The sequence below is a fragment of the Sphingopyxis sp. UBA6723 genome, assembly GCF_002454115.1.
In the GTDB taxonomy this organism is placed as follows: Bacteria; Pseudomonadota; Alphaproteobacteria; order Sphingomonadales; family Sphingomonadaceae; genus Sphingopyxis.
Genome location: NZ_DKIH01000003.1, coordinates 88913 through 100133, shown reverse-complemented (window position 1 = coordinate 100133; position 11221 = coordinate 88913). Strand labels below are relative to the sequence as shown.

Genomic DNA, 11221 nt, shown 5'->3' with positions numbered 1-11221 from the left:
CGGGGAGGATCGGCAACGTCCGCTTCCCACCCCAAAGCCGCCATAGAAAAACCCCGCCGGATCGCTCCGGCGGGGCCTTTCTTTACCCGCGAGGGCGGTGCAGCTTACGCTGCGCCGTGCGCCAGCGCCGCGAGGAGCAGGATCGCCACGATGTTGGTGATCTTGATCATCGGATTGACTGCCGGACCCGCGGTATCCTTGTACGGATCGCCAACGGTGTCACCGGTCACCGCGGCCTTATGGGCCTCGCTGCCCTTGCCGCCGTGGTTGCCGTCTTCGATATATTTCTTCGCATTGTCCCATGCGCCGCCGCCCGAGGTCATCGAGATGGCGACGAATAGCCCGCCGACGATCACGCCGAGCAGGAGCGCGCCGAGCGCTTCGAGCGCCGCGACCTGTCCCGCCACCGCGAGGATGACGAAATAGACGACGATCGGCGCCAGCACCGGCAACAGCGACGGGATGATCATTTCCTTGATCGCCGCCTTGGTCACCAGATCGACCGTGCGTGCATAGTCGGGCTTCGATTCATAGGTCATGATGCCCGGGTTGTTCTTGAACTGGTCGCGAACATCCTTGACCACCTCGCCCGCTGCGCGGCCGACCGCGGTCATGCCCATCGCGCCGAAGAGATACGGCAGCAATGCGCCGAGCAGCAGCCCGACGATGACATAAGGCGACGACAGCGAGAAGGTCAGCGGTTCGGTCAGCCCGAGCTTGGCCGAGTATTCGGTGATGTCAGCGGTGTAGGTGCCGAACAGCACCAGCGCCGCAAGACCCGCCGAACCGATGGCATAACCCTTGGTCACCGCCTTGGTCGTGTTGCCCACGGCGTCGAGCAGGTCGGTCTTTTCACGCACCGATTCATCGAGCCCCGCCATTTCGGCGATACCGCCAGCATTGTCGGTGACCGGGCCATAAGCGTCGAGCGCCACAACCATGCCCGCCAGCGCCAGCATGGCGGTGGCGGCAAAGGCGATGCCGATGATGCCTGCCAGGATATAGGCGATGATGATGCCCGCACAGATGACGAGCGTCGGCAGCGCGGTCGATTCAAGGCTGATCGCCAGTCCCTGAATGACGTTGGTGCCGTGGCCGGTTTCCGATGCTTTCGCGATCGACCGCACCGGGCGATAATTGGTCCCGGTGTAGTATTCGGTGATCCAGATGATCAGCCCGGTGATGACCAGACCAAGCAGCGAGCAATAGAACAGGTCCATACCGTTGAAGGTCGTGCCGACCACATCGGTCGTCATGTCGCCCTGCAGGATATAGCTGGTCGAGAACCAGATCGCCGGGACCGAAAGGATCGCGGTGACGAGGAAGCCCTTGTACATCGCGCCCATGACGTTGGTTCCGCCGCCGAGACGGACGAAATAGGTGCCGATGATCGAGGTGATGATGCAGACGCCGCCCATCAGCAGCGGCAGGCTCATCAACGGCACGAGCATGTCGCCCGCACCCTTCAGCAGCAGCGCCATCAGCACCATGGTGGCGCCGACGGTGACAACATAGGTTTCGAACAGATCGGCGGCCATACCGGCGCAGTCGCCGACATTGTCACCGACGTTGTCGGCGATCACCGCGGGATTGCGTGGATCGTCTTCGGGAATGCCGGCCTCGACCTTGCCGACCAGGTCGGCGCCGACGTCGGCAGCCTTGGTAAAGATACCGCCGCCGAGACGCGCGAAGATCGAGATCAGCGAGGCGCCGAAGGCCAGCGCGACGAGCGCGTCGACAACCGTGCGATCCTCACCGCCGACGGTGAACCCGCCGGGGCCGATCAGATACCAGAAAAAGACCGAGATCGCGAGCAGGGCGAGCCCCGCCACCAGCATGCCGGTGATCGCGCCAGCGCGGAACGCCATGGTCAGACCCGCCTGAAGGCCCGTCTGCGCCGCGGCCGCGGTGCGGACGTTCGCCTTTACCGAGATGTTCATGCCGACAAAACCGGCAACGCCCGACAGGACGGCGCCGATGACAAAGCCCGTCGCCGAAATCGCGCCGAGGAACAGGCCGACAAGGATGGCGACAACAACGCCGACGATAGCGATGGTGCGATATTGGCGGCCCAGATAGGCCTTGGCGCCTTCCTGAATGGCGCCAGCAATTTCCTGCATCTTTTCATTACCGGCCGAGGCACTGAGCACCTGACGCGAGGTAATGAAGCCATAGAGCACGGCGATAAGGCCGCACGCTATCGCGATCATAACCGGATCAATCATGAATTTCCTTCCCCATTGAGCGGGGCGGAGTCAGGTGAACTGTCGAGCACGTCCGACTTATGATTGCCGGTTCGCCCTCTCCCCTGATGCGACCGCCCCTAAATTTGGACGCCGCGTTATGGGAAGAAAGAAAGCCTAGGGCAAGCCCGGTTTTTCGGCACTTTTGTAACGGTTTCGCGTCAATGTGTGAAACCGAGACGCTCGGGTAGCACAATGCGCTGCGAGCGATGCGTCACTACGATCCCCGCGCCCACGCCTGCATGACCGATCGGCGTGACCATGATATGCAATCCCGCCGCGACCTCGCGGATCGCCCCCGCCGCGCCCGGATCGGCAGCAAACAGCAGCTGATAATCGTCGCCCGCGGTCGCCGCGGCGATCCGTGTATCGACGACATCGGGGCGCACCGCGAGCAAGGCGGCCGACAGCGGCACCGCCTCCAGCATCAGCACAAACTCGCACCCGCTGGCGTCCGCCATGCGCTGCGCATCGATCAGCAAGCCGTCGGACACATCCATCATCGCGTGGACGTGGGGCGTGACCGCCTGTCCAAAGGTCAGCTGCGGTTGCGGGCGGCGATAGGCGGCAAGACAGGTCTCGTTCGCCTCCTCCTGCCCCAGCCGCATCGCGAGGCCCAGCCCGGCATTGCCGATTGTGCCGGTGACCCACAGCTGATCCCCCGGCCGCGCCCCATATCGCGATGGCGCCCCGCCCGGCGGCGCACGGCCGATCGCGGTCAGTCCGAAGCTGCGCGGGGCGCCTGCAGGCACCCGCACCGTGTCGCCGCCGAGCAGGATGACGCCGAAGCAGCGGAGCGCAAGGTCAAGGCCTTCGACAAAGGCCGCGTCCCATTGGTCGTCGCCGAGGCTGTAGCCGACAAGCACCCCGACCGGCGCCGCACCCTTGGCGGCCAGATCAGACAGGTTCACCGCGACGAGCTTCCACGCGACGTCCTGCGGGGTGTCGTCGGGCAGAAAGTGGATACCCTCGACGATCATGTCGTGGGTGAGGACCAGCCCTTCCCACTCGGCCGCATCATCGGCGAGCCCGCGCGCGGCGGGGTCAGTGGCGATGGCGCGGAGGCGGGTGATGAAATCGGCTTCGGACATGGCGGCGGGTTTAGCGCGAATAAACAGTCTTCGATAGCTGTGCCCCTGCGAAGGCAGGGGCCCATCACCGGTCGGAGCAAGGATGCGCGGTCAGATGATGGGCTCCTGCCTTCGCAGGAGCGCGGCAGCTTTTACTTCGCCCGCACATCCTTGCCGATTGCATCGAGCAGCCCGTTGGCAAACCCAGCCTCGCGCGCATCGAAAAACGCTTTGGCAACATCGACATATTCGCTCACCACCGCGCCGACCGGCACGTCGCCGCGCGCGATCAATTCGTAGGCGCCGGCGCGCAGAATCGCCTTCATCGTGCGGTCGAGCCGCTCCATCGACCAGCCACTCGCGAGCCGCGTGATGATCGCCGCGTCAATCTCTTCGGAGCGCGCCAGCGTGCCTTTCACAATGTCGTCAAAGAAGGCGACATCGGCGTCCGCATATTCGGAGTCCTCGATCGTCGCGCCGATGCGGTGCTGGTGGAATTCATGGATCAGCTTGGCGACCGGGGTCGCCTCCATCTCGTGCTGATAGAGCGCCTGGACGGCGGCGAGACGGGCGGCGGAGCGGGATTGGGCGCGTTGGTTCATGGTTCTTTTCTACTTGAGACGCTGGCTGACCGAAAGCGCGTGGGCGGGAAGTCCCTCCGCACCTGCCAGTGCGACCGCGGCGGGACCGATCGCGGCAAGGCTCGCGTCGTCGAGCGCGAGGAAGCTGGTGCGCTTCATGAAATCGCTGACCGACAGCCCGCTCGAAAAACGGGCGCGGCGTCCAGTCGGGAGGACGTGGTTCGGCCCGGCGACATAATCGCCGATCGCTTCCGGAGTCTGGCGACCGAGAAAGACCGAACCGGCATGACGCACCTTGGCAAACAGCGCGTCGGCCGCGGCGGCATCGACCGCGAGCTCGAGATGTTCGGGCGCCAGCCGGTCGCAGAGCGGAATCGCATCGGCGAGCGTCGGCACGATAACAATCGCGCCATTGGCATCCCAGCTTTGGCGCATCGTCGTCGCAGTGCTCAGAGTCGGGATGATCGCGTCGACCGCCGCGGCAACCGCGTCGGCAAAGGCGGCATCGTCGGTGAACAGGATCGACTGGCTGGTCGGATCATGCTCGGACTGGCTGAGCAAGTCGCCGGCAATGACTCGCGGATCGTTCTGTGCATCGGCAACGACCACGATCTCGCTTGGTCCCGCCACCATATCGATGCCCACCACGCCATAGACCTGCCGCTTCGCCTCGGCGACCCACGCGTTGCCGGGGCCGGTGACGACATCGACCGGCGCGATCCGTTCGGTACCATAAGCGAGCGCGGCCACAGCCTGCGCGCCGCCGATCCGCCAGATCTCGTCCACGCCGCCGATATGCGCCGCGGCCATGACGACCGGATTGGTCTCGCCGCCCGGCGTCGGGGTCATCATCACGATGCGCCCCACCCCCGCGACCTTGGCGGGCAGGATGTTCATCAGCACCGACGAGGGATAGGCGGCCCGCCCGCCGGGAACATAGACCCCCGCCGCATCGACCGCGTTCCAGCGCGCGCCAAGCCGCGCGCCGGTGCTGTCGCGATAGTCGCGGTCTTCGGGTAGCTGCGCCGCGTGATAAGCACGGATGCGGTCGGCGGCGAGATTGAGCGCGTCGCGCAGCTCGGGCGCCAGCGCTTCATACGCCGCGGCGCATTCTGCTTTCGAAATGCTCCACCCGCTCGCGTCCAGATCGAAGCGGTCGAACTTCGCGGTATAGTCGGCGAGCGCCGCGTCGCCCTCGGCCTTCACGCGCGCGATGATCGCCGCGACGTCGGCCGACACGTCGGAATCGCTCTCGCGCCGATCGTTGACCAGCGCGTCGAATTCGGCCGCAAAGCCGGGTGCGGAAGCGTCAAGCCGCCGCATCGCCCACCGCCTGACGGAACCGCTCGACCAGTGCCGGCACTTCGGCCGAGCGCAGCTTGAACGCGGCGCGATTGACGATCAGCCGCGCCGACACGTCGCTGATGATTTTCTGTTCGGCGAGCGCATTTTCGACCAGCGTGCGCCCCGTCGAAACGAGATCGACGATGTGCGAAGCCAGCCCCAGCTTCGGGGCAATTTCCATCGCGCCGTTCAGCTTGATGCACTCGGCCTGGATGCCCTGCGCCGCGAACCAGCGGCGTGTCGTTGCGGGATATTTTGTCGCGACGCGGATGTGGCTTTCGCCCATCCCCGGCGGCGGCGCATCGGCGGGGCCGGCCAGCGATAGGCGGCAATGGCCGATGCCCAGATCGACCGGCGCATAGAGCTCGCTGTAATCAAACTCGTCGATGACGTCGGAGCCGACAATGCCCAGCTGCGCCGCGCCATGCGCGACAAAGGTCGCCACATCGAAGGCGCGGACGCGGATCAGCGAGACATGCGGCTGGTTCGTCGCAAACACCAAAGCGCGGCTGCTCTTGTCAAAGAAATCCGACGCGGGCTCGATGCCGACGCGCGCCAGCAACGGCAGCGCCTCGTCGAGGATGCGTCCCTTGGGGATGGCAAAGATGATCGGTTCGGGCATAAGCGTCGCGCACATAGGTGGTGACAGGACAAAGGGCAATGAGCGAGCGCTATCAGCCGATCGATATGGCCGAAACCGGACCGGCGGCGGTGCGAACCGCCTTTGCCAATCAGGTCACCTATTGCCGGGCGAACGGCGCTCCGGTGACGGCGCGCGTCGTGGCCGCGCTCGACGCCTTGCTCGACAAGCCCGCCAGCGGCTTTGCCCGCCGTATCGCCGATTGGAATGGCGCTCCGCTCGCCGACGCGCTGCCGCTGCGCGCCGCGGGCGGCATCCACGCGCTGCATCTGGCGGGCAGCGCGCATGAATTGGCACCGATTTACGCCGATGCCGAGGATATCAATGACGCGGCGATCGTCGCCGGGGTGGTAGCGCGGCACGAAGCCGAGCTGCTCCCATGGCTCAACGGCCCGCCGCAGACCAACGAGGCGGGGCGCTCATCGAACTTCATCGCGGCGATGCTGTGGCTCGCCGACAAGGGATTGCCGCCGCGCTTCGACTGCCTCGAAATCGGGTCGAGCGCCGGGATCAACCTGATGATCGACCGCTATCATTATGATCTGGGCGGCGTGCATGTCGGGCCGCAGCCGAGCGTCATGGCGTTCACCCCCGACTGGCGTGGGAACCATCCACCGCAGCACGCGATCGAGTTTGCGCGTCTGAAAGGCTGCGACGTCGCGCCGGTCGACCTGACCGATCCGGCGCAGGCGCTGCGGTTAAAAGCCTATATCTGGCCCGAACATCATATCCGCTTCCAGCGCATGTCGGCTGCGATTTCGGCAGCGACCGAAGCACCGCCGCAGCTGATCCACGCCAACGCCGCTGACTTTGTCGAGGCGGAACTGGCGCGGCCGCAAGCGGACGGGACGACGCGCGTCCTGATGCACTCGGTCGTTTGGCAATATGTCCCCGCCGAGCAGCAGGCAAGGATCACCGCGGCGATGGAAGCCGCAGGCGCGCGAGCAACCGCGGCGCGCCCGCTGGCATGGATCGCGCTCGAAGCCAATCGGACGGTGCATCATCATGAGCTGGTGGTGCGGCATTGGCCGGGCGGCGGGGAGTCGGTGAAGCTGGCGCACGCCCATGCCCACGGCGCGTGGGTGGAGTGGTTGGGATAAATGGCTGTTAGCGAGCAGTTGCAGCCATCAAATCACTGTCTGAGCACTGCCAGCCATGGGACCTGTTGCATTGCCTCAGTCTCCGCGGTCAGGGCGCAATCGTAGATGCCACGCTCAGGTCCGAACGGTCCCCAATCGGCGCCATCCCGCCAGCGGCGCTGAAACGTATAGGTCGCGTCGTCCCTTTTTGAGATGCCGACCTGCTCCTGATCGTCGGGACTGGTCAGATATTTCTCGATGCCGCTCATGGACAGTAATTAGTTGGACCCGCGTCCGCTTTCCACCCCAAAACAGACAGGCCGCCCGACTAAAGCCGCGCCTCCAACTGCGCCAGCAGCCGCTGCACCGGCGTCGCCGCCTGCGGCGCATCCCAGCCCGCCTCCAGTCCCGCGATCCGTTCGAACAACCGCTCGCTTGCCGCGATGATCCGCCGCACCGACGCTTCGAATCCCGCACAGACGTCCCAGTCGGCCGCCACCGGCTCGCCGATCCGCGCCGCGCTGTCATTCGGTCCCGCGCCGGGATCGCCCGCCATCATCGCACGGCGGTGGAGCAGCCAGGCGATGACGTGCATCAGCCGCGTCGTGGTCTTGAGCGATTCGCACGCGAGGCTGATCTGCATCAATCCGTCACGCCGGATATCGCCAAGATCGCGTTGCGCGGCAAAGGCGGCGTGCGCCTCGTCGGCGAGCACCATCGCCTCGACATACAGATTTTCGACTTGGGCGCGTTGCACCGGCGCTGCGATCTGCATCATGTCGGAATGCCGGGCTACCATTTGCCAAGAGATGCCACGGCCACGGCGCAATGCAATGGCGGTAACCATGAAATTGCGGTGCCGCGGCGTCCCGTTTTGATTCAGGCGATAATGTCGGGAACCAGCTGATCCTCGCACCACGCCATTTCGTCGCGCAGGCGGAGCTTGCGTTTCTTCAACCGCGCGAGTTGCAACTGGTCGGGAACCGCCGCGTCGCCGAGTGCGATGATGGCGGCGTCGAGGTCGCGATGCTCGATGCGTAACAGTTCCAGGCGCTGAATGATTTCGTCGGGGCTCACGACCGCTTCCCTGCCACGTTCACCACTGGTCCGCAACGGGGACCGGCTGACCGAATCGCGACGACATTTGCCCCGATTCGTGATTTACTCGGTCCTGCCAATCGAGTCGAAAAGGAGAATGGCCCATGAGCACATCGCATCTTTCCGCCCTGAAGTCGCGCCACGCGCACCTCGACGAGAAAATTGCGAATGAAGAGCGGCGTCCGGCGCCCGACATGGCGGCGCTGGCGCAGCTGAAAAAGCAGAAGCTGAAACTCAAGGAAGAGATGCTCGCGATCGCCTGACGATCGCCAGTCTTTACCGCCCCGCTGATGCTGCCCTAAATCGGATGCATCAGCGTCGGCGGTACAGCGGCCCCCGCTCCAGCCCAGAGCGCCGCAGATGCGGCGGCAGATCGGACTGCGATACCACCTGACGGCGCACCGCCTGCGGATCGATCTGATGATCGAACGCGATGCCGAATTTGCCCTCGCCCGCCCATACGACGCGGCCCGGCACCGGACCCACATTTTTCAGATCGATCTCGACAGTAGCGCCTTGTTCGACGCGCACCTTGGCTTCGGCGAGCATCCCGCCCGGCGACAGGTTACGCACGCGGACCACAACGGGATCGGCGCGACCCAGCAGGATCAACTGGGCCTGCATGAACAGGCTATCCCGATCGGCACCGCGCGACAGCGCCGCGACTTCTTCATCTGTGGTAATTGGTCCGCGCGATTCCATTGCGACCTGTTCTCCGCGTTTATCGTTAGAACGCGAATCTAGAGCGCAGCCATTGCCGAAATGTAAATTGTGCGTCGGTAAATCGGATATCCGACCCAAAGTGGATCAATCTTCGCGCGAAATCCGCTCGTTCCGCTCGTGGCGCTCCTGCGCCTCCAGCGTCATCGTCGCAATCGGACGCGCTTGCAGGCGGGCGAGCGAGATCGGCTCGCCGGTCACCGCGCAATAGCCATATTCGCCCTCGTCGATGCGGCGGATCGCCGAATCGATCTTGGCGATCAGCTTGCGTTGCCGGTCGCGGGTTCTGAGTTCGATGGCCCAGTCGGTTTCGCTCGATGCGCGGTCAGCCAGGTCGGGTTCGCGCAGCGGCCCATCCTGCAGATGCGCCAGGGTCGATTCGGATTCTGACAGGATCGACTTTTTCCAGGCGAGGAGCAGGCCGCGGAAATACTCCTGCTGCCGCTCGTTCATAAACTCTTCGTCGTCGCCAGGAACATAATCCGTATCGAGATTTGATTTGGCTGCGCGCAGCGCGTCGGCACCAATGTCGGCAATCTTGGTCGGCATGAGGGGCTCTCGCGTCCTTTCCTGTCACCCTGCGATCCGCCAAGCGGCGCAGGGAGTGGCGCGCCTATAACCAGCCGCTGGCGACGATACAAGCGCCGAAGCAGTGGATAGCGACGGGGCGTGAAGCGCGGCTGAACAGAGGAGCAGCAGGAGGTGATTCTGACCGATCAAGTGCGATCCGTAATGCAGCTTGGGCAAAGCCGATTTAGGGCCGAAGATTAACCAATCGCATAGAATCATTGCAGTTTTCGTGCTATTTTGGGACAATAAACGCCATTTGGGTTGATTCCGGTCGTGTTTTCCCGCTGTCGGACAGGCAAACGCGGTTAACGCAATTGCCGCGTTCGCAAAGCTTTGACCTTTTGGGTTATAGCGAAGGTGAAACGGGTGTCGGTGGATGGCGCTTTGCACCTGCAACGGGAAAGAAAGAGAAACCTATGTCTGTCCGAATGGCCCTCGCCAAGCTTTGCGCCTGCACCTGCGGCGGTGCGCTGATCGGTACCGGCGCGATGCAGATCACCGACGTGCCCAAGGCGCGGGCGGCGCAGTCTTGTTCGCCTTGCGCGGGACCGGCCAAGAAGGTCGTTCGCAAGCGCCACGCGGCGCGCAAGCCGGTGAAGCGCATTCGCCGCGTCGTCACGACCAAGCGCGTCATTCGCACCGCCACCCCGCAGACGCAGGTGGTAACGCAGACGATCCCGCTGCCCCCCATCCCTTACGCGCCCTTCCCGCAGCGTGGTGGTTTTGAAGGCGGCGGCAGCGGCGGCGGTGTCACCGTGATCGGCGGAGGCTTTGGCGGTGGTTTCGGCGGCGGTTTCTTCGGCGGCTTCTTTGGCGGCAGTAGCGGGGGCAGCAGCGGCAGCGTTGTGGTCACCTCGACCACCACCGGGGGGCTCAGTACCACGTCGAGCAGCACTTCGGGCGGCGTTTCGACCTCGACGGGAGGTGTCAGCACCTCGACTTCGACCGGCGGTGTATCGACCTCGACGGGCGGGGTCAGCACGTCCACCTCGACCGGCGGCGTTTCGACCTCGACCGGTAGCGTCAGCACGTCGAGCGGTGTTTCGACCTCCACGGGCGGTGTGTCGACCTCGACAGGCGGCGTTAGCACCTCGACCGGGGGCGTATCGACCTCGTCGGGCAACGTCTCGACCTCCTCCGGCAATGTCTCGACCTCGTCTGGCAATGTCAGCACCTCGTCATCGAGCAGCAGTTCGTCATCGAGCTCGTCGTCCTCATCCTCCTCGTCCAGCTCATCCTCGTCGGGTGGCAGCTCGTCGAAAGGCGGCTCGTCGCATGGCAGCTCGGGCTGGGGCAGCTCGTCGCATGGCAGTTCGGGCGGATCGAACGGTTCGAGCGGCAGCTCGGGTGGTTCCAGCAGCAGCTCGGGCGGCTCGAGCAGCTCGTCCTCCAGCTCCTCGTCCTCCTCCTCGTCGAGCAGCAGCACGTCGAGCGGCGCAACCTCGTCGGGCGCGACCGGTGGCAGCAGCAGCTGGGGTTCGACCGGCAGCACCAGCACGGGCAGCACCGGCTCTTCCTCGTCGTCGAGCAGCAGCTCGTCGTCCTCTTCCTCGTCGTCCAGCTCGGGCGGCAGCACCAGCAGTTCGTCGGGCAACCCGCCGACCCCGGTTCCGGCACCGCCGATGATGCTGTTGTTCGGGGCCGCTGCTGCAGCGCTCGTCGCGCGCCGCCGCGCCGCGAACCGCAACGACAAGGACGCCGACGCCGCGTAACGTATCCACTGGAGGTCGGGGGGGGGCTTTTACCCAGACCGCCACACTGAAGGGCCGCCTTTCGGGGCGGCCCTTTTTTCATGGGCGCGACGGGTTTGCGCGGCGCTGCCGAACGAAAATCCTCCCTGTCGCGCAGCGATGGGGAGGTGGCAGCCCGCAGGGCT

13 protein-coding genes are annotated in these 11221 nt (G+C 64.9%); 2 read left to right on the top strand and 11 right to left on the bottom strand.

The window, feature by feature from the left end; all coding sequences use genetic code 11:
- Positions 1 to 104: 104 nt before the first annotated feature.
- From B4F07_RS01105 to hisG, 5 genes are all read right to left on the bottom strand, one after another.
- Positions 105 to 2222, bottom strand: coding sequence for a sodium-translocating pyrophosphatase (locus tag B4F07_RS01105; protein WP_293704050.1), 2118 nt, complete (start codon positions 2220 to 2222; stop codon positions 105 to 107).
- Positions 2223 to 2404: 182 nt separating this feature from the next.
- Entirely contained in the window at positions 2405 to 3334 is a 930-nt protein-coding gene (gene thiL, locus B4F07_RS01100; protein WP_293703521.1) for a thiamine-phosphate kinase, read from the bottom strand.
- 131 nt (positions 3335 to 3465) lie between these two features.
- On the bottom strand, positions 3466 to 3915 hold the full coding sequence (nusB, locus tag B4F07_RS01095; protein WP_293703524.1) for a transcription antitermination factor NusB: 450 nt from the start codon (positions 3913 to 3915) through the stop codon (positions 3466 to 3468).
- Positions 3916 to 3924: 9 nt separating this feature from the next.
- On the bottom strand, positions 3925 to 5217 hold the full coding sequence (gene hisD, locus B4F07_RS01090) for a histidinol dehydrogenase (protein ID WP_293703526.1): 1293 nt from the start codon (positions 5215 to 5217) through the stop codon (positions 3925 to 3927).
- Positions 5204 to 5860, bottom strand: coding sequence for an ATP phosphoribosyltransferase (gene hisG, locus B4F07_RS01085; RefSeq protein WP_293703529.1), 657 nt, complete (start codon positions 5858 to 5860; stop codon positions 5204 to 5206). Before hisG ends, hisD begins: the two co-directional genes overlap by 14 nt.
- A 38-nt stretch (positions 5861 to 5898) precedes the next feature.
- Here hisG and B4F07_RS01080 point away from each other — a divergent pair, with 38 nt between their 5' ends.
- Complete coding sequence (locus B4F07_RS01080) at positions 5899 to 6978, top strand: DUF2332 domain-containing protein (protein WP_293703532.1); 1080 nt, start codon at positions 5899 to 5901, stop codon at positions 6976 to 6978.
- A 32-nt stretch (positions 6979 to 7010) separates the two neighbouring features.
- Here B4F07_RS01080 and B4F07_RS01075 read toward each other — a convergent pair whose 3' ends face one another.
- From B4F07_RS01075 to B4F07_RS01065, 3 genes are all read right to left on the bottom strand, one after another.
- Positions 7011 to 7226, bottom strand: coding sequence for a hypothetical protein (locus B4F07_RS01075; protein ID WP_293703535.1), 216 nt, complete (start codon positions 7224 to 7226; stop codon positions 7011 to 7013).
- 59 nt (positions 7227 to 7285) lie between these two features.
- Positions 7286 to 7735: a DUF1465 family protein gene (locus tag B4F07_RS01070; RefSeq protein WP_293704349.1), complete on the bottom strand. Its 450-nt coding sequence runs from the start codon at positions 7733 to 7735 to the stop codon at positions 7286 to 7288.
- A 101-nt stretch (positions 7736 to 7836) separates the two neighbouring features.
- On the bottom strand, positions 7837 to 8034 hold the full coding sequence (locus tag B4F07_RS01065) for a YdcH family protein (protein WP_293703541.1): 198 nt from the start codon (positions 8032 to 8034) through the stop codon (positions 7837 to 7839).
- Positions 8035 to 8159: 125 nt separating this feature from the next.
- On the opposite strand from B4F07_RS01065, the gene B4F07_RS01060 reads away from it, so the two are divergent.
- Entirely contained in the window at positions 8160 to 8318 is a 159-nt protein-coding gene (locus B4F07_RS01060) for a DUF465 domain-containing protein (protein ID WP_293703544.1), read from the top strand.
- 49 nt (positions 8319 to 8367) lie between these two features.
- Here B4F07_RS01060 and B4F07_RS01055 read toward each other — a convergent pair whose 3' ends face one another.
- The 3 genes from B4F07_RS01055 to B4F07_RS01045 form a co-directional block, all read right to left on the bottom strand.
- On the bottom strand, positions 8368 to 8757 hold the full coding sequence (locus B4F07_RS01055; protein WP_293703547.1) for a PilZ domain-containing protein: 390 nt from the start codon (positions 8755 to 8757) through the stop codon (positions 8368 to 8370).
- A 105-nt stretch (positions 8758 to 8862) separates the two neighbouring features.
- Positions 8863 to 9324: an RNA polymerase-binding protein DksA gene (gene dksA, locus B4F07_RS01050; protein WP_293703549.1), complete on the bottom strand. Its 462-nt coding sequence runs from the start codon at positions 9322 to 9324 to the stop codon at positions 8863 to 8865.
- 715 nt (positions 9325 to 10039) lie between these two features.
- Positions 10040 to 11038, bottom strand: coding sequence for a hypothetical protein (locus B4F07_RS01045; RefSeq protein ID WP_293703552.1), 999 nt, complete (start codon positions 11036 to 11038; stop codon positions 10040 to 10042).
- Positions 11039 to 11221: the final 183 nt, after the last annotated feature.

Bases quoted from the DNA above. Each gene is read 5' to 3' on its own strand.
- thiL (WP_293703521.1), bottom strand. From the start codon at position 3,334: ATGTCCGAAGCCGATTTCATCACCCGCCTCCGCGCCATCGCCACTGAC.
- nusB (WP_293703524.1), bottom strand. From the start codon at position 3,915: ATGAACCAACGCGCCCAATCCCGCTCCGCCGCCCGTCTCGCCGCCGTC.
- hisD (WP_293703526.1), bottom strand. From the start codon at position 5,217: ATGCGGCGGCTTGACGCTTCCGCACCCGGCTTTGCGGCCGAATTCGAC.
- hisG (WP_293703529.1), bottom strand. From the start codon at position 5,860: ATGCCCGAACCGATCATCTTTGCCATCCCCAAGGGACGCATCCTCGAC.
- B4F07_RS01080 (WP_293703532.1), top strand. From the start codon at position 5,899: ATGAGCGAGCGCTATCAGCCGATCGATATGGCCGAAACCGGACCGGCG.
- B4F07_RS01075 (WP_293703535.1), bottom strand. From the start codon at position 7,226: ATGAGCGGCATCGAGAAATATCTGACCAGTCCCGACGATCAGGAGCAG.
- B4F07_RS01070 (WP_293704349.1), bottom strand. From the start codon at position 7,735: ATGATGCAGATCGCAGCGCCGGTGCAACGCGCCCAAGTCGAAAATCTG.
- B4F07_RS01060 (WP_293703544.1), top strand. From the start codon at position 8,160: ATGAGCACATCGCATCTTTCCGCCCTGAAGTCGCGCCACGCGCACCTC.
- B4F07_RS01055 (WP_293703547.1), bottom strand. From the start codon at position 8,757: ATGGAATCGCGCGGACCAATTACCACAGATGAAGAAGTCGCGGCGCTG.
- dksA (WP_293703549.1), bottom strand. From the start codon at position 9,324: ATGCCGACCAAGATTGCCGACATTGGTGCCGACGCGCTGCGCGCAGCC.